Annotated in this window: 13 protein-coding genes and 1 tRNA gene; 7 read left to right on the forward strand and 7 right to left on the reverse strand. The window is 60.2% G+C overall.

Annotation, left to right across the window (positions count from 1 at the left end; translation table 11 throughout):
• Positions 1 to 31 precede the first annotated feature (31 nt).
• Positions 32 to 715: a DsbA family oxidoreductase gene (locus tag GIW57_RS18525; protein WP_026069961.1), complete on the reverse strand. Its 684-nt coding sequence runs from the start codon at positions 713 to 715 to the stop codon at positions 32 to 34.
• Between the two features lie 104 nt (positions 716 to 819).
• Entirely contained in the window at positions 820 to 1383 is a 564-nt protein-coding gene (locus GIW57_RS18530; protein WP_236512310.1) for a TetR/AcrR family transcriptional regulator, read from the reverse strand.
• Between the two features lie 247 nt (positions 1384 to 1630).
• On the opposite strand from GIW57_RS18530, the gene GIW57_RS18535 reads away from it, so the two are divergent.
• The 4 genes from GIW57_RS18535 (at position 1631) to GIW57_RS18550 (ending at position 6563) form a co-directional block, all read left to right on the forward strand.
• On the forward strand, positions 1631 to 2119 hold the full coding sequence (locus tag GIW57_RS18535) for a DUF2946 family protein (protein WP_329605776.1): 489 nt from the start codon (positions 1631 to 1633) through the stop codon (positions 2117 to 2119).
• A gap of 186 nt (positions 2120 to 2305) precedes the next feature.
• Positions 2306 to 4345 (forward strand): TonB-dependent receptor, encoded by a 2040-nt coding sequence (locus GIW57_RS18540; RefSeq protein ID WP_236512311.1) that lies wholly within the window; start codon positions 2306 to 2308, stop codon positions 4343 to 4345.
• Position 4346: 1 nt separating this feature from the next.
• Positions 4347 to 5777, forward strand: a complete 1431-nt coding sequence (locus tag GIW57_RS18545) for a PepSY domain-containing protein (protein WP_236512312.1) — start codon at positions 4347 to 4349, stop codon at positions 5775 to 5777.
• A 78-nt stretch (positions 5778 to 5855) separates the two neighbouring features.
• Positions 5856 to 6563: a superoxide dismutase gene (locus tag GIW57_RS18550; protein WP_236512313.1), complete on the forward strand. Its 708-nt coding sequence runs from the start codon at positions 5856 to 5858 to the stop codon at positions 6561 to 6563.
• Positions 6564 to 7900: 1337 nt separating this feature from the next.
• Here GIW57_RS18550 and GIW57_RS18555 read toward each other — a convergent pair.
• Both GIW57_RS18555 and GIW57_RS18560 read right to left on the reverse strand, forming a co-directional pair.
• Positions 7901 to 8413: an H-NS family nucleoid-associated regulatory protein gene (locus GIW57_RS18555; RefSeq protein ID WP_236512314.1), complete on the reverse strand. Its 513-nt coding sequence runs from the start codon at positions 8411 to 8413 to the stop codon at positions 7901 to 7903.
• A 653-nt stretch (positions 8414 to 9066) separates the two neighbouring features.
• On the reverse strand, positions 9067 to 9978 hold the full coding sequence (locus tag GIW57_RS18560) for a PDZ domain-containing protein (protein WP_236512315.1): 912 nt from the start codon (positions 9976 to 9978) through the stop codon (positions 9067 to 9069).
• Positions 9979 to 10496: 518 nt separating this feature from the next.
• Here GIW57_RS18560 and GIW57_RS18565 point away from each other — a divergent pair.
• The 3 genes from GIW57_RS18565 (at position 10497) to GIW57_RS18575 (ending at position 13744) form a co-directional block, all read left to right on the forward strand.
• A complete protein-coding gene (locus tag GIW57_RS18565; RefSeq protein ID WP_236512316.1) occupies positions 10497 to 11465 on the forward strand; it encodes a hypothetical protein in 969 nt (322 codons plus the stop codon).
• Between the two features lie 79 nt (positions 11466 to 11544).
• Positions 11545 to 12558: a nucleoid-associated protein gene (locus GIW57_RS18570; protein WP_236512317.1), complete on the forward strand. Its 1014-nt coding sequence runs from the start codon at positions 11545 to 11547 to the stop codon at positions 12556 to 12558.
• 1 nt (position 12559) lies between these two features.
• The gene (locus tag GIW57_RS18575; RefSeq protein WP_236512319.1) at positions 12560 to 13744 is read left to right on the forward strand and encodes a hypothetical protein; all 1185 of its coding nucleotides are present in this window, start codon (positions 12560 to 12562) and stop codon (positions 13742 to 13744) included.
• A gap of 488 nt (positions 13745 to 14232) precedes the next feature.
• Here the strand turns inward: GIW57_RS18575 and GIW57_RS18580 are convergent, their stop codons facing one another.
• From GIW57_RS18580 to GIW57_RS18590, 3 genes are all read right to left on the reverse strand, one after another.
• Positions 14233 to 15156, reverse strand: a complete 924-nt coding sequence (locus GIW57_RS18580; RefSeq protein WP_042613081.1) for a hypothetical protein — start codon at positions 15154 to 15156, stop codon at positions 14233 to 14235.
• A 37-nt stretch (positions 15157 to 15193) separates the two neighbouring features.
• Entirely contained in the window at positions 15194 to 15976 is a 783-nt protein-coding gene (locus GIW57_RS18585; RefSeq protein ID WP_236512321.1) for a hypothetical protein, read from the reverse strand.
• Between the two features lie 147 nt (positions 15977 to 16123).
• Positions 16124 to 16199 (reverse strand) — tRNA-Thr (locus GIW57_RS18590).
• Between the last annotated feature and the right edge of the window lie 67 nt (positions 16200 to 16266).

Here is a 16266-nt window from a genome sequence, read left to right on the forward strand (position 1 = left end):
GGGTGGATAGGCTGCCGAAGCACCCGGTTGATCAGCGCGTGCATCCGTCGATGCCGCAGCTCTCGCCTTCGCTTGCGCCGCTCATCGCTTCGGGCATCTCTCGTGCCGCATCCAGAATTGCCCGCTCGAACACGTTTGCTTCCTGCGCGCCGGAGACAAAGACCTTGCCGTTGAATAGGAACAAAGGAACACCATTGGCGATGCGGCTCGCTTCCAGCTCATCGCGGTCGATCTCGGTGGAGACGCGTGCCGAATCGAACTCAAAGAGGGTATCGGTCACACCCACCTCTTTGGCCAGCGAAGCCAGCACGTCCTGGTCGAAAATGTTGAGCCCGTCTGTGGTCGCCGCCTTGTAGATACGCTCGGCCATCAGTTCGGCGACCTCGGGCGAGCTAATGCTCTTGATCAATGCGTGAGCAGCGCTCGTGTCTCCGAAAAGCATGGTGTCGAAGTTGTAGACCAAGCCTTCAAGGAGCCCGTTGGTGCTGACCGCGGCCATCATCCGATTAGCGCCGGCTGCACCGCCCAACTTCTGATGCAGTGCGGTCTTGTAGTCCATCGGCCTCATTCCCTTGGCGAGTCGATAGGCTTTGTTGGTTACTACGACCTGAACCTGGCCGGCCAACGAATTGACTGCCTTCTCGAACCGCTTCTTTGCAACCCAGCACCATGGGCAAACGAAGTCCGACCAGACTTCCACCATCACTGTTTTCATTGCCATCTCCATTGATATGTTGACACCCACTTACCTTGTAGTAGGTAGGTTTCTTTAACAAAAAGAAACCTGCTCCCCTCTACGACAGAAGAGCAGTAGGCGTTTCAGGCGTTTTCTACGATGAGCCGCACAACGCTAGGGCTCAACGGATCTTCGTCCTTGGTCGCCCAGTTGATAAAGCAAGACCCCTCCAGGATGCTCAACAGCAGGAACGCTTTGTGCTTGGCTCCGCTGCCTTCGGGAATCTCGTTTCGCTCGATGCCTTGCTCTAGCGCTCTGGAGAGCCAGCTCAACTGCATGCCGAAGAAGCGTTGCGTTAGCTGCTGCAAACTCAGCGGTAATGCCGACATTTCGGCAGCTAGGGCGCCGCAAAGCGGGAGGAGACCGCCCTCGGCGCTCGACCTGAAGATGTGGAGGAAGGCTTCGAGGCGGCCGATGACATGCCCGTGCTGCATCTCAATCCGCCCCAGTTCGACTCGAACGCGCTCGATGTACTCCTCCACGAGTGCCTTGCCTAGATCCTCCTTCGTCGCAAAGTGATGATGGATACTTGCCTTTCGGATGCCCACCGACTCTGACAGATCCGCGTAGCTAAACGCGGAGTAGCCGCGTGTACGCATCAGCTGCTCAGCAGTCCGAATCAGTGCTTCGCGTGTGCCAAGGGCCATCAGTTCTCCTCAGGTTCGAATCTCTAAACCACACTTTACCTACCTCCTGGTAGGTAGTCAACGGTTGCATGCATGTCCCATATTCGGCACCACGACGCGCCGCTTTTGGGTGCCCTGGTGCGACCCACAGACAGCCGTGCAGCGTGGAATTTTGAGAGAGGGAAGCAAGTGCGACAAATGGTCGCGGAGGATCAATTTGGCGACAGCTAGCGCCTGCGTCCTCTTCGCATCCCTTAATATCGGGGCTGTGCGCCCCCTTGCCCTCTACCGCTGGACCCACACCTTGGCATGCCTATCGATGCTGCTATTGGTTGTCGCTCCATTGATTAGCCGGGCGATTGCGCACCCGGCGCTCGGTGCGACACACGCACCCGATACACATGCAAGGCATCATTCGTACGTAGAACCAATGGCACCCAAGGCGGCTGATTCGCATCACATGGGGCATGGCATTCACCACGCCATGCCAATGGTGTCGGAGTCTTCGGATACAGCAGCTTTTGACACAACACCATCGCAGAAGTCAGCTGACCCACATGCCGAGCACGAGATGGGCGTGGACTGCGAATACTGTCTGATCGCTGCGCGGATGATCAGCCTGCTCGTGGCGCTGCTCTTGGCGATGGCCATCTGGTCGGCGGTCTTCCGTGCCCTGTTCGGCTTGGTCGATAGACGGCGCATCCGTGCTCCGGGCACGCTTGGGGCCCGCGGCCCACCGTCTGCCCTCACCTGCTGATCCAGCCCGCGACCTGAGGCGCAATGCGCCTTTTAGGTAGTGCACGTCTTTCTCGTTCCCCAATAGACCTGGGGCAAATAGACGCGAACCTGGAAGCTGCCCTCCCCTACTGACACCCGGCTCAAACGCCGGCTCTTCTGCTTGTCTCGGCCCTCCTCTGGCCGCGGCATATTGATGTTGTGGAAAATGAAAAAACTTCTCTCTACACGCCTGCTTACCGAAGCCATCGTGGCCGCAATCGCCTGCACCGCGCTAGCTCCATCACTGGCAGCTGCTCAGGACGGAACCGTGCTAACCCTGGGCACCGTGCAGGCGCGCTCCGCTGCCGAACGCGAGCTCTCAGCGCGTTCCGTATTCACCTCTGTGGACATCATTGGTGGCGATCTGCTGCAACAGCAGAAGGTCGACCATAGCTGGGAGCTGCTAATGAATGCACCGGGTGTGCAGGTCACCCAATTCAAGATGGGCTCCGATGCCGGCCGCTTTTCTTTCCGCGGTTTCAATGGCGAAGGTCGCATCAATGCGGTCAAGCTGCTGATTGATGGCATCCCAAGCAACGACAACGCAGGCGGCATGCCTTACCTGGATGCAGTTTTCCCACTGGATATCAGCGCGATGGAGATCGTGCGCGGGACCAACGACGCGCGGTACGGCCTGCACGCTATCGCCGGTGACGTTAACGTACTCACCCGCCGAGGCGGCAACGATGGCCAGCTTAGCGTGACCGTAGGCAGCTTCGGCACCGAAGATATTCAACTGGCGAAGGGATTTGAGACTGGTGCCTGGTCGCAGAACTACTTCGTTGGTTGGCGTGGCACGGACGGTGAGCGCGACCACGCGAATGGCACGCAGCGCAGCTTCGCCGGCAAGTGGTTCTATGCCGACCCAGACGGCCAATGGCGCGCTGGCCTCACCAGCCGGTATTACAAGAACACCGCACTGGAAGCCGGCTACCTCAGCGACTTGGAAGCGCGGGCCAATCCGAAGCAGTCGCCCGATTACGCCCGCGATGACCGCAGCGAACGTGAGACAGTCCAGACCGCGCTGCATCTCGACGGCACGCTAGGCACTGACTGGAGCTGGAATGCAAAGGCCTACCAGAATGACTACCGCAATCAGCGCTGGGTAACCTTTACCGCTGGAGGCGCGCAGCAGGAGCGCTTCAACGACGAAACCCACCGTGGGCTTATCCTCAACACCACTTGGCGCCCTACCACGACCCTTGCCGAGTTCGTACTGGACGCAGGCGTAGATGGACAATGGCAGGATAATAAGGCTCGTCGCTATCGCACTGTGGTGCGCGAACGCCAAGCTACGCTACGCGATTGGGATTTTGACCTCGACACCCGCGGCGCTTACGTGCAGGCCGTGATCAGGCCGATCGACGCACTGAAGATCGTGCCAGCCTACCGCGTGGACCGAATCTACGGCGACTTCCTCAACGTGGCTGCCGCCACGCGTGCGCCGGTCTATGGCTACGGACTGATCAAACAGCCTAAGTTGAGCGCGTCCTATGACCTAGGAGCGACCACGATCGCGTATGCGAACTGGGGCCGCACATTCCAGATCGGCAGTGGCAACGGCGCCTACCGCGCTCAGAGCGGCAACCTGTCCCCCTCGATCAACGAAGGCTGGGAAACCGGCCTCAAGTGGACTCCCGTACAAGGCCTACAGACCCGCTTGGCCTACTGGGAACAGCGCGCATCGGACGAAGTGGCAACCGTCCTTGGCGTCAACGGGGCAGTGGGCAGCAATGAAGTTAGCAACGTGGGTGAAACCCTTCGCCGTGGCTGGGATGCCCAGGTGACATGGCAGGCAAATGAGCAGTGGCGCGCTTGGGCTTCCTACTCGCGGCAGAAGGCTGTGATTGAGGCACCGGACCCGAGTGCGCCGCAGACCCGTGGTCGACAGATCGAGAACGTGCCGAATTGGCTGGCCAGCGCAGGCTTGGAATATGCGCCAAACGCCGACTGGACTTTCAGTGCTTGGGGCAATGGCCAAGGTGACTACTTCGTTGAGCGCACCAATACACTAGGCCGCTACGGCGGCTACGCCCTGTTGAACCTGAGCGCGACTTACCGTCTGGATGAGCGAAACAGCCTTGCCTTGCAGCTGAAAAATGCCACGGACCGATTTTATGTATATGCCTGGTACGACAGCGGCTCTTCCGGATACTCACCAGGCGATGGCCGCGCGGTTTACCTGAGCTGGACTCGGGAACTCTGACATGGACGCCACCCCAACTGCACGCCAGCCGGAACGACGGCGTTTCTATCCCGCGGTGTGGCGGTGGCACTTCTATGCTGGGCTGTTCGTGCTGCCTTTCATCGTCTGGCTGGCACTGACGGGCGCCGTCTATCTCTACCAAAAGCCCATCGACCGCTGGGTGCACCGCGACTTGAAGGTGGCAGGGACGTCTCAGGGTGCGCCTGCACTCCCCAGCGCCCATATCGCGGCGGTAACCGCTGCCACCGCCGGGACAGCGTTCCGATATACCATGCCAGAGCGCGGCGATGGTAGCGTCGAGATCGGAACGCTGGAACCTGACGGGCGGCGCGAGGTCTATTACGTCGATCCCAGTTCGGCACGAGTGCTTGGGCACTTGCCGGAGAAGGGCACGTTCTCGGGCATCGTGCGGCGGTTGCACAGTCTCGATCTCCTAGGCGACTACGCCAGCGCATTGATCGAGATCGCCGCTGGCTGGTCCATCCTGCTTGTGCTTACTGGCGTCTACCTGTGGTGGCCACGGGGGCAAAAGAGTGGGATTACTACCGTGCGTGGCCGGCCGGCCCAGCGACTGTTCTGGCGCGACCTGCACGCGGTGACAGGCATCTGGGTCGGACTAGTGCTGCTGTTTCTTGCGATGACCGGCATGCCGTGGTCGGTGATATGGGGCAAGCAGGTCAACGCATGGGCCAACGGGCAGGACTATGGCTACCCTGCCGGCGTGCGGGTGCAGGTGCCAATGTCCCAGCAACGCTTGGCCGATACCACCGCACCCACCTGGTCAATGGAACAGGCGCAGCTGCCGGTGTCGGCCCCGCCACACGGTCGGCACGGCCCTGCCGACAAACATACCGGGCACGAAGCACACGGGGCTGGTGCACTCGGCGACCTGTCACCCCAGCTGGGCGCCATCGGCATCGACGCAGCCGTGCAGCGGTTCACTGCGCTTGCGCTCGCACCTGGCTATAGCGTGTCGCTGCCGCGTGGCCCGATGGGCGTGTACACCGCTTCGGTGTACCCAGAAGAACTGGCCGACCAGCGGGTGGTGCACCTGGACCAGTACAGCGGCCAAGTGCTGCTGGACATGGGCTATGCCGATTACGGCGCGTTGGGGCGCGGGCTCGAATGGGGCATCAACGTGCACTTGGGTCAGGAGTACGGCACGTTCAATCGCCTGTTGTTGATCCTTGCCTGCGTTGGCATCGCGCTTCTGTGCATCAGCGGAGCAGTGATGTGGTGGAAGCGCCGGCCGCTTGGCGGAATTGGAGTGCCGCCACTACCGAAGGAACGGCGGACCGTGACCATCGTGTTCGCGCTGCTGTGCGTGGGCGGCTTTCTGTTCCCGTTGGTAGGGCTTTCGCTGCTGCTAGTCGGGGTCGTTGATTTCGTTGTTAACCGCGGCCGGCGCGTTCCAAGTAGACCCCTGAACTGATGCGGACTGCGGGCCTTTCTATCACCCGGATTACGGGTATTCCGGGAGCACAGCTCCCAATTCTTGGAGGAATCATTGATGAGAAGACTCGCCCTCACCTCGCTGTTCGCGACGGCCCTGTTGCTCACTGCCAATCTGGCTTCGGCTAGTGAGTCGAAGAATGTTCCGTTCTCGTTGCCCGAGCTGCCTTACGCCAACAACGCCTTGGAACCGGCGATCGACGCGCGGACGATGGACATCCACCACGATCGGCATCACCAGGCCTACGTGAACAACCTCAACGCCAAGGTAAAGGACTACCCCGCCTTAGCCACGACTTCGTTGGAAGATATCCAAGCCAGCGTGTCGCGGTATGACGCGGCGGTGCGCAACAACGCCGGCGGTCATTACAACCACAGTCTGTTCTGGACGTTGATGGCCCCGGTGGGTAAAGGCGGCAGCCCGTCCCCGGTGCTGAAAGCCAAACTCGTGCAGACCTTCGGCTCCCAGGAAGCGTTTCAGACCAAGTTCGCCGAAGCGGCGACCAGAGTATTCGGCTCGGGCTGGGCCTGGCTCATCCTCAAGCCGGATGGCTCGCTCGCCATCACCACCACACCCAACCAGGATAATCCGCTGATGGACGTGGTCACCGAACGTGGCACGCCGCTGCTGGCGTTGGATGTCTGGGAGCACGCTTACTACCTGCACTACCAGAACAAACGCGCCGACTACATCAAGGCATGGTGGCCAGTGGTCAACTGGAACCAGGTCAACGCGCGCTATGACGCGGCCACTGGCAAGCGCTGAAGGTGAAGCCACAGTCCCGCGAAGTCAGTGAGGCAGCTTGCCCTTTCGGAGATCGTGCATCGCTGGGGACTGGCGGTCCATTCAATCAGCGGGACCAAGAATCAGCCGTTTCCTGCTCGTGTTAAATAAAACGCACGCGGGAGGCCCAAAGATCCGAGGGCATAAGAAAGGGCCGCCCAAGGTCGGCCCACAACTTTTCGAAGGTTGATACGAGCCGGCAATGCTCACATGCCAGCGCCCCCTCATTTTTCCTTAGCCTGCTGGTTTGCTTGGTGCTTGGCGCTAGGACTGGTTCACGCAGCCGCTCATAGCTGATGACAACTAGATGTGAAACGCCGCACCTGCCGACAACGTCGGCGAACTCACCCTGATCCGCAACGCAGTGAGCAGACTGGCGAGGAGCATCACCGCCCCAGCCACGGTGAGGGCTGCAACGATGCCGCCCAGCCCAAACACGAGACCGCCCAAGGCGGCGCCCGCTGCGATGGAGGACTGCACAGCAGCGACCACCATCCCGCCGGCACTCTCGGCCTGATCCGGCACCGCACGTGCAACCCAAGGACCATCCCGTCCAGTGCCTGGAAACGATAGATGCCGCTCCACTAGGCGACACCGTGAACGGGATAGACATGTGACCGAGCGACCATGCCGTGCCAAGCGCCGTGCTCTGCCACGGATGCATGGTGTTCGATCTGGGGGCATGCAAGGGTTGAGCAAGGTGATGCCGGCGGTGATGTTGGCCGATGGCAACGCCGCTCAGTTCATTGGGCTGTTGCCGATGGTCAACGCGATGAAGCGCAAGGTGTGCTTCGGACGTAATGGCTTTGCGGGCATACTCGCCCGGCTGGCGGATGCAGTCGCCGCCATGATCGTCCGTGACCGGGTTGAGCGCGGTTGCGACGGACCATCAGGCCTGGTCATGCCATGCGCGACCCTAAACTATCGCTGTCGTTGCTTGCCCTGCACAGAGACCCTGGGCGTGACTGGACCGTCGCAGCGCTGGCTGCGGAATCTAACATCTCACGGCCTCTCTTTGCAGACCGGTTCCAGACCGCCATTGGAACCGCGCCCCCGCGATACATGGCTGAGCTTCGAATGCAGTTGGCGAGTCAGTGGCTGATCCACCAAAGCCTGTCCATCGAAGTAGTGGCAGAGCGTCTGGGCTACGCGTCGCAGGCAGCGTTCAGTCGCGCCTACAAGCGCGTCATGGGACACCCTCCTGGCGCGACTCGTAGGGAACGCCACGAGTTCCAAGAGCGTCCCATTGGCGACATCAAGCAACGCTTGCGCAGCAGCCACGCCTTGGTGCCGGCATCGGCGAGGCCTTCGTGCATGTGTTAAGAAGCTGCCTTCGCCGTGCCCTTCTTGGCGGCCTTCCGAATCGGCTTGGCCTTGCTCGCCTTCTTGACCGCCTTGGTCACCTTCTTGACTGCCTTGGTTGGCGATTTGGTCACCGCGCCATCGGCCGCCGGAAACTTTGCACCCGGGTTTGCCTTGGCCCATGTTCTGCCTTCGGCGGATTTGGCCCACGCGGTGAAGGCCTTGGGGGTCAGGCCACGGCCCGCCCAGGTCTCACCGCTCGGAAGCCGATACTTCGCGGCGACTTTGCCGAGCTTGCGGCCCTTCAACGATCCAGTGCCCGCCTTGGGCGCGCGCGCCGGCTCGGCGTTGATCGTTTCTCCGATGAGTTTGGCGACCTGCCGCCGCTGCGCGGGAGTGAGGACCTTCGCATACCTTTGGAGCACTGCGAGCGCCTTGGGCACCTCTCCGTCGCGTTTCTCGACCAGTTTTTTCTGGGCTTCCAGCTGTTTGATCTCAGCATCGAGCGATTTGAGGGTAGTGAAGGCCATTGAGATACTCGGTCAGATAAGGACGCCTTGGTTATATCCGATAACGCGCTTGCGAGACAGGCCCCCGTCTTTCTGAGCCCTCCCTGCAATGGCTCGGCCGAACGTTACTTGGAGCGCCCTTTATGGCGCTGGGTCGACGTAGGGCCCGCGATCCCAAGAACGGTATCGCCAAGGGACCACTTCTTCCAAACAGGTGATCCGAGGTTTGGGTAGGTGGGCAAACGCTTCGACGCTGGCGCGGACTCGGGTTGCATGAGCTTGCGGAACAAACAGCCAAGGCCTTGCCTTCCAGGCCAAGGGCACACCGCTGTCCCGGAAGAGCGCTGCGCGCAAGCCTGACCAGTGTTCGTCCCAGGCCCTCAAGCGCGCTAGCAGGGACGGGGCACGGGCGGCATACGTGATCTCACAGCGGTAGGCTGCTAGCTCTTTGAAGCTCACTGCAAGGGCGTCGCAATACCAATGCGGCCCGCTGGTGTCTGGGTTCTTTCCCTCGTTGAGCTGGATACAGCATTGACTGTTGACGAACAGCGCCCGATCAGCCCGTAAGTAGTCCAACACTACGCCTTCAAACTGGTCCATCGCTTCGCGTCAGGGTTCTTCTGATGATCGAAACCACCGTCCGGCCCGGGCTACGGAATGGGTGGACGGAATGCTCATTGGTTCAACAGCTTGCTCTTTTGAGAATCGAACTCGGCCTGCGTCAGGATACCCTGCTCCTTGAGCTTCAGAAGCTTGGCCAACTCATCGGCAACCGAAAGGGCTGGTGCTACGGGTGCGGGCACCGGGGCGGGCTCTTCAACGACGCTGACGACCTGAGTGGCGGTGGGACGGTATTCCCGGTCGACGGTGAGCGGCATTGCAGCGTCGCTGCGCGTGACATCGAGTTGGTAGGTCGGCGCCTTGGTTGCCTTTGCCAAGGCATCCAGGAAGTCACCATCGGTCTTGAACTTCTTTCCGGCCACGGAGGTGATGACGTCTCCTGCCTTGAGGCCCGCTCGGTCCGCGGCTCCACCAGGCGTCACCTCAGCCACCTCGTAGACAGCAGCCCTGCCGCGCGGAGCGACTTTCCCTAGAACTCCGAGCACGGTGTGGTTGGGGAAGGTCGTTCCTGCGGGGAACGCGCCTCCCGCACTGATCAGGAAGTTCATGATGCTGTTGTGGAAGTCCGCCCCTGAAAAAGGAGCGCGCTGCATCTGGCCGAAGGCCATCTGGGTTTCCATCCAGCCCGACACCTGCACACGCGAGACGCCGGACAGCTCACTCACGTTGAAGCGGAAAAATCGCCGAGGTGGCGTGGAGTAGCTGTTGCCGAGCAGTATCTGACCCATGATGGACTGGCCTGTGCTCAACGGCGACTCGCAGACAACTTCGGTATCGCTGCTGCTCACCACCGTCCATTGGACATCCATGCATTTGCTGGACAGGCGGGACGCCGCCACCGATGCCTTCGCTGAGAACACCGCCTCGGGTGTGCCACTCGGGGTGACAGCAAACGGTTGGGACCCAGCCGCGGAGAACGGAAGCACGGTGAAACCGAGAAGAAAAATCAACGTTCGAATCGCCATGTGCGCTCCCCCTAGAGCATGTGACGTTGGACCTCCAGCCAATGTTACCCGTTTAGGTAACCCCTAAGCGCCGGATCGGCCTTCCAGTATCTTTCGCGCGATTTCCTCAGCGGCGTGCAGCGCTAGGCGGCACGATTCAAAATCTGGAAACACCACTTCCCGGCACCCCGCTGCCGGAACCTCAACGGATAGCAGGCGCCATTGAAACCCTCCACCGCGCCAGATCGTGGCCGAATACTCGTGACCGTCAAAAGAGAGAAATACCCGATGTAAAGACTCCGGAGGCTTCTGAGTGCCCATGACGGCTTTTCAAGGAGCAGGATGGCTCAGTCTGTCTTCGGGCCCCACGCTGTGCAACACAGGAAGCCTGAATAGGCCGAGGCCGAGATGAGCTCTGGGCTGAGGCCCGCGCGCGGATTCTGCAGTGGTCCGGGATTCCGTGCTGCGTCGGCATTGGCCCGTCGAAAACGTTGGCCAAGCTGGGCAACAAGGCCGCCAAGAGGACGGCGCACGGTGTCATGACCGCCCTGCCCGGCTCCGCCCTGTTGGAACGCTTTCCCGTCGAAGATGTCTGGGGCGCGGGCCGCAAGCTCACTGCCCGACTGGGAATTGAGGGCGTGCTTACCGCGGCTGACCTGGTCCACGCGGACAGCGAGACGTTGCGGGCGCGGTATGGCGTGACGTTGGCCCGCACTCAGCGCGAGCTTTGGGGCATCGCCTGCTCATCGTTGGAAGAAGTGGAGCCGGACCGGCAGCAGATCGTGGTATCCCGTTCGTTCGGTAAAGAGGTCGTGGCCTTAGAAGCGCTCCAACAAGCCGTTGCCACCTTCGCCCAGCGGGCCTGCGAGACGCTCCGGGGGCGCTCGTTGCAGGCCGGTGGGGATTGGGTGTTTCTCCACACCAACCCGTTCAAGCCCGGGGCACCCCAATACCATCCCAGCAAGGCCCCTAACTTCATATCGCCGACCACGGACACCCGCGAGGTGCTCATGGTGGTTCAAGCCCTGACCAACGCAATGTGGCGGGAGGACTACCGTTACAAGAAGGCGGGCATCGGGCTGCTGGACCTGACTGCAAGGGATGTCCACCAAGGCGATCTGTTCGCCCAAGTGGACCCGCGGTCACAAGCATTGACGGACGTCATGGATCGCGCAAACGCCAAGTTTGGTCGTGGCGCGATGGCGTTTGCGTCGTCTGCCAAGCGCGTGCGCGGAGGTGAGCAGCGCAGGCAGGTGTGGGCCATGAACCATGGCCGCGTTGTCACCGGCTTACACGACAAGGTGGGGCCAGCTGGTCAGGGTGAGTTAGCGCCTAAGTTTTTTCATGCGCTTCTTCCACATGCCGTCTTTCCACAACCACGCCGACCGTTCAGAGTCGCTGGCGACTTTCCCGACTCCAGAGGAAAACCAAGGGCCGCACACAGAATCTCGGCTAGTGAGACGAAGAGTCCCCACAATGCGCCAATATTCCGGCGGCAGCGACGCTAAAACCGACGCTTATGATATGTGTAATATGCTCCTCAGAGGCCTGTGACGGCCAAGTCTATCTATCAAGGAGAGGGGTGCCATGGAGATCCTGAACGCGGTCGCACACAAGGTGAACAAGGAACGAGGCGTAAAGGGAGCCAGTCTGGATGAGGCAAAGGGCGAACTTGCCCGAACGGATGAGCTGAACTCGCTCATGCTTACTCTCCTCGATAGTTACAACAATCGAAGCTCCCGATTCGCTGGTTCCTTTGAGGATGACGAGGACAACTACCGATTCAGTGTCCACTTGAGGGACCACCTTAACGAGAAGACCGATTTCATCGCGTTCTCGATCCATGCAGGGCGCCGCCTGGTCGTCGCGATGAATGACGTCGTCTTCGCCGGCGGTGGTTACATGCTGCTCTTACGCTATACGCACCAGCAGAGAGATATGCTGATGGTCGCGAAGTTAAATCCGCAATCCGGGGCAATCTTCTCTGACGACCTCGACAAGGTCGTGCGCGCGCCCTACCTCAACCTCGATCGCCTCCAAGTTGCTGCCCGCATTGATCTGGCGGCATGGCTGGCCGGTGGAGAAAGATATCTCAGCTTCGTGCTTAAAAAGAACAAGGACGACGGCCCTTCCGATTACTTCCAAGAATTCGTCGGCTGCAAGGTGGATCAAGATTCCAAAGTGGAGTCAAAAAAGCTGGTTCTTGTCGTCAAAGATTTCGCAAGCAGCCTAGTGGATGCGGGAGCGATGCCTGCCGGAGACGTGCCTGATCTCCAGCGCCGAGCCTTCGATTACGTCGAAGGCTTACGGAAAAGTGATTCACCTCGCCTAGATGACTTTGAAGGCCTGGCAAATGCGATTTGGCCCGACGAACCCACTGCGTTCGTGCATTTCCTCAATGGCCATGAGAGTGCCCCGTCTGCCGGCTTCCTTCCTGATGCTACGTCTATAAAGGCACTGTCCGACATCAACTACAAGAGCAAAGAGCTGTCCCTCAAGATGACATACACCTTCAAACAGGATCATGTTCACCTGGATGGAACGACTGTCGTCATCAAGCACGCCCCTGAAAAATTGATCCAGGAACTCAACGAGTCCTGACATGCCAGCATTCGAATCGATCATCGGCTTATGCCGCTTGAGCAGCACCTGCCGCGTCGCAGGCGCCGATCTTTTCGTCAAAACCACCGCCTCGGCGGAAGTGGCCGCACTGACGGAGGCCATCGAGGGAGGCGGGCGACGGGTAACGGTGCTTTTTGCGGGCAAAGAGTGCGTGCTAGGAGTGACGGGAGTTGACTCTGGCTGTCCCATTGAGCTCGTCGTCCCCGGAGTATCGAAAGGCGCCGAAGTGGTTGCCCAGAACGTTGGCGCGCTAATTGGACACAACATGGGGCGCTTCCAAGTTCAAGCACCGGAAGCGTTCTATCTGATTGATGAGGACTACGCACTTGGCGAAGGAGCCGTGCCGGAAATCGTTGGGGCTTATCTCCGCTGCATCGAGTTCTCGGAGCTGCTTAGACTGGTGGCTGATGACTTTCGACCCGGCGCCGGCTCCGCGGGCACCGCTATTATTCTGACCGGCCGAAAGCTCAGCATTCCTCTTACCTATCAGCAGTGGGTCCTCGATGATGTCCCCTCTGAAAAGGCACTCGCAGACTCGCGCTGTGCGATATTCGAAGACCACCTCAAAACTGGCCGGATCGAAGCGCTAAAACGGGTCCTTGTTCGATTCCTCTTCAACGTCTCGGCTGAACAACGCTTCGAGGTCCTACTGAAATCATGGGAAGAGATCGTCCAAGCATTTCTCTCAGACTTTGATATCTATGCGTCGGGCTTCAATTTTGACAAGGCACGAGAAGAGTTTGAGCGCAGGAAGCTCGACTTTGTCGTAAAGATGAATGCGGCGAGCTCCGACGCAATGGCCAAGCTCATCGCAATCCCGGTGGGGCAAGGCTTGCTAGCGAGTCAGATGAAGACAGACGCTTCTTACGCAGTGGTCAACCACGCACTACTGACGGCTTCGTTGGTGTTCCTGCTCGTCGCAGCAATGCTTATAGCGGCTCACGTGCTGACGATACGTCAAGTCGGCTCTGAACTGAAGGCCGAATCGGACATGCTTCGCCAGCGTGCGTTGCCTACCTACACCCAGCTGCGCCCGATGATTCATCAACTGCAGACGCGGATTAGGTTCCATCAATGGGCAGTGCCGATCATCATGTCGATACTATTGCTCGTCACCAGTGGCATGACTTTTGTCGCATACGCCCAACTGACGGGCAGGACCTAAACTTGGTGCCGGTCCGCGATAGACGGGGAGCCGGATAAGCCCACAGCGGCGATTCCCTAAAGTTTAGCCTTGCTCAACCTGCGACATGAAATGACGGGCGATGGCCGTTCTCTTGCAATAGTTGTAGATCGCCGAGCTGGTCACGCCCAGCTCTCGGCCAAGCTGGGCCCTAGTAATAACTTTCAATCGCGCCACGATCTGGACCTTACCGAGACCGCGCAAGGTGCGGTGCTCCGGTCCCTTCAACGCACGGCGCACGCCGAGGGCCCGACGGTCCAAGCTTACGGTGGCAGTGGAAATCCTCAACCGGGCCGCCACCTCCGCCGAGGTCCGCCCCTCTTTCAGCAGCTGTCGCACCTGCCGGCGACGTCGAGCCACTTGGTCAGCTTGCCGTGATCGGTAGGCCTGCAGCCCCCTAGAAAGGAGGCCATGCCGGCGCACGAAGCGGCTCACGGCTTGGTGCGTGACGCCCAGCCGGCGAGTCCTGCTCAAAAGCGGAAAGGTGTCCTTGTTGTTGGGACAGCAGGGGGAAGGGAGATGTCCAGCAGTTCGGCACGGACCTCCGAATGGAGCTCTTGCACGTCGCGCTCCTCGTCCTTCCACATGTCCAGCAGGGCAGCCAAGGCCAACGCCCCGGGTGAGCCCTCTTCGTCCGACCCTGCATCACGAATGTCTTCCTTGACCCGCTCCAGATGCTGGGCCAGCTCGTCCTGTGCGCTTTCGAGCAACCCCTGGTAGCGCTCCACGTATTCGCTCTTGAGGGCTTCGTCAGTCCACTGCATCCTGAAGGCTTCAGGCAACGTCGATGCAACGGGTGTGAGCATCGCCAGGCCGCGCTCGTCGTGCTGGATCGCGCCACGTCCTCCCCGCAAGATTTCTGTGATTTTCGCCCGCTCCGCATCGCTCAAGTGAGAGAGATCGAGCGACGTCACCTTGCCTTCGATGAGGCCGAACTCGATCCGGGCGTTCTTTACAACTCGGAAGGCCGCCGCGGGAGAACTAGGCGTTGTCTTTCCCAGCAAGTCCTCATCGTTCCGGGACTCTCGCCAGCGCCGAACCTTAGCCGCGTCGGTCATCCCCTCTGCCCACTCCAGCAACCGACACAACCGGATGGAGACGTGCTTGCCCTCGCCCACGATGAGCGAACCGGTTTTGCTGTCCATCGTAGCGAGTGCGCGAAACACCTTCTGATTGAGTCCCAAAAGGCCAGCAGCTTCGGCAGAAGACCACGGCGCGGTGAACTGCACGTTCTTTTCCGTCTTTTCAGCAGCGGCTTCTTTGTCGAAGTCGTCCTTCAGGCGTTTCCAGGAAACCCCCTTCCCCGCCAAGAACTCCGGGTGCTTCTGGCCCCAGGTTTTCTTGTAGCGCTTCAGGAGCTCTTTTTCAGCGTCTTTTATCGAGTCGAGGGACATCGGGGATACCGCAAGGGGATGGCTCGATGGTAGCCGGTCAGAACCGGAACGGCTTGCGCGGGCTCTCTGCTGCCGTGGCCGGTGGCAGCCTGTCGTCCAGCCCTCGAGCCCGGTCCTGGTTTCGTGCGTGGGCTTGGGCACCCTGGAAGGCAGCTAGCGCCTCCTTCATGGCGTCATCGAAGGGATCGCGCGCCTCGACACTGATCCACGGCTCGAGCAACGCGTCAGCCAAGGTCGCTTCCCAGGCCTCGCCGGTATCCAACGCCTGATCCCGCTCTTCCACCGGTAGGAGGTGCGCGTGCCCCACCACTCGCGCGTTCTGCCGCACCCATGGTTGGAGCTCGGCGAAGGCATCGCTCGGCGCGAGGATCAGCGCAGCTTGTTCCGTGGGACAGTCCAGCAAAGCCAGCACCTCGTTCCAGAACTCGACCGATTGATGAGTGGCCATCGCAAGGGAAAGGGATGTCATGTCGGCCAGCGCCATAGACTTGGCCCGATCGGGAACCCGTCCGCCCTTTCGGGGAACAATGGGGTTGGCCCGGGTGACCGTGTGTCTTGTGGGCAACGGCTTGGGGATAGCCAACCCAGCAGTGTTTCCGTCAACCAAGCCGTCCAGCGCATCAGCGAGTGCCGTCACCGGAACCAACCAACTGCCGCCGAGCTTGCGCAGACCTGGAACGATGACGCCGGCGGCCAGCTGTTCTCGGGTTTGTTCGTAACCGCCCGCCCCCGTCTTGTTGAGAACACGTGCCACGTCTTCGACCGACAAGAGCGGTTTGTCGGGGAACATGACGCGCAGGATTGGCAGCATTCCGGTCATAAGCGGGGAAAATGATGGGAAAAACGATCCTTGGAAATCCCTGTTTTTCCCGGGACGGACCGGGAGGGCATGAAAAAAGGGGCTGGACGGAAACCCGGCCAACCCCTTGATTTTTCGATACTTTCTTACAATTTGTTAGCTTAAATCTGGTGCCGGAAATAGGAATCGAACCTACGACCTACGCATTACGAATGCGCCGCTCTACCAACTGAGCTATTCCGGCTGAGCAGGCGATTTTACGGTCGCCCCACCCCTGCGGTCAATCCGGTCGTGACGATTGCCGTCAAACC

The organism is Stenotrophomonas sp. PA-6-5C, assembly GCF_021605635.1.
Lineage (GTDB): Bacteria > Pseudomonadota > Gammaproteobacteria > Xanthomonadales > Xanthomonadaceae > Stenotrophomonas > Stenotrophomonas lactitubi.

What these genes read in the sequence shown, in the direction of transcription:
- GIW57_RS18525 (WP_026069961.1), bottom strand. Translation starts at nt 715, where the DNA reads ATGAAAACAGTGATGGTGGAAGTCTGGTCGGACTTCGTTTGCCCATGG.
- GIW57_RS18530 (WP_236512310.1), bottom strand. Translation starts at nt 1,383, where the DNA reads ATGGCCCTTGGCACACGCGAAGCACTGATTCGGACTGCTGAGCAGCTG.
- GIW57_RS18540 (WP_236512311.1), top strand. Translation starts at nt 2,306, where the DNA reads ATGAAAAAACTTCTCTCTACACGCCTGCTTACCGAAGCCATCGTGGCC.
- GIW57_RS18545 (WP_236512312.1), top strand. Translation starts at nt 4,347, where the DNA reads ATGGACGCCACCCCAACTGCACGCCAGCCGGAACGACGGCGTTTCTAT.
- GIW57_RS18550 (WP_236512313.1), top strand. Translation starts at nt 5,856, where the DNA reads ATGAGAAGACTCGCCCTCACCTCGCTGTTCGCGACGGCCCTGTTGCTC.
- GIW57_RS18555 (WP_236512314.1), bottom strand. Translation starts at nt 8,413, where the DNA reads ATGGCCTTCACTACCCTCAAATCGCTCGATGCTGAGATCAAACAGCTG.
- GIW57_RS18560 (WP_236512315.1), bottom strand. Translation starts at nt 9,978, where the DNA reads ATGGCGATTCGAACGTTGATTTTTCTTCTCGGTTTCACCGTGCTTCCG.
- GIW57_RS18565 (WP_236512316.1), top strand. Translation starts at nt 10,497, where the DNA reads ATGACCGCCCTGCCCGGCTCCGCCCTGTTGGAACGCTTTCCCGTCGAA.
- GIW57_RS18570 (WP_236512317.1), top strand. Translation starts at nt 11,545, where the DNA reads ATGGAGATCCTGAACGCGGTCGCACACAAGGTGAACAAGGAACGAGGC.
- GIW57_RS18575 (WP_236512319.1), top strand. Translation starts at nt 12,560, where the DNA reads ATGCCAGCATTCGAATCGATCATCGGCTTATGCCGCTTGAGCAGCACC.
- GIW57_RS18580 (WP_042613081.1), bottom strand. Translation starts at nt 15,156, where the DNA reads ATGTCCCTCGACTCGATAAAAGACGCTGAAAAAGAGCTCCTGAAGCGC.
- GIW57_RS18585 (WP_236512321.1), bottom strand. Translation starts at nt 15,976, where the DNA reads ATGACCGGAATGCTGCCAATCCTGCGCGTCATGTTCCCCGACAAACCG.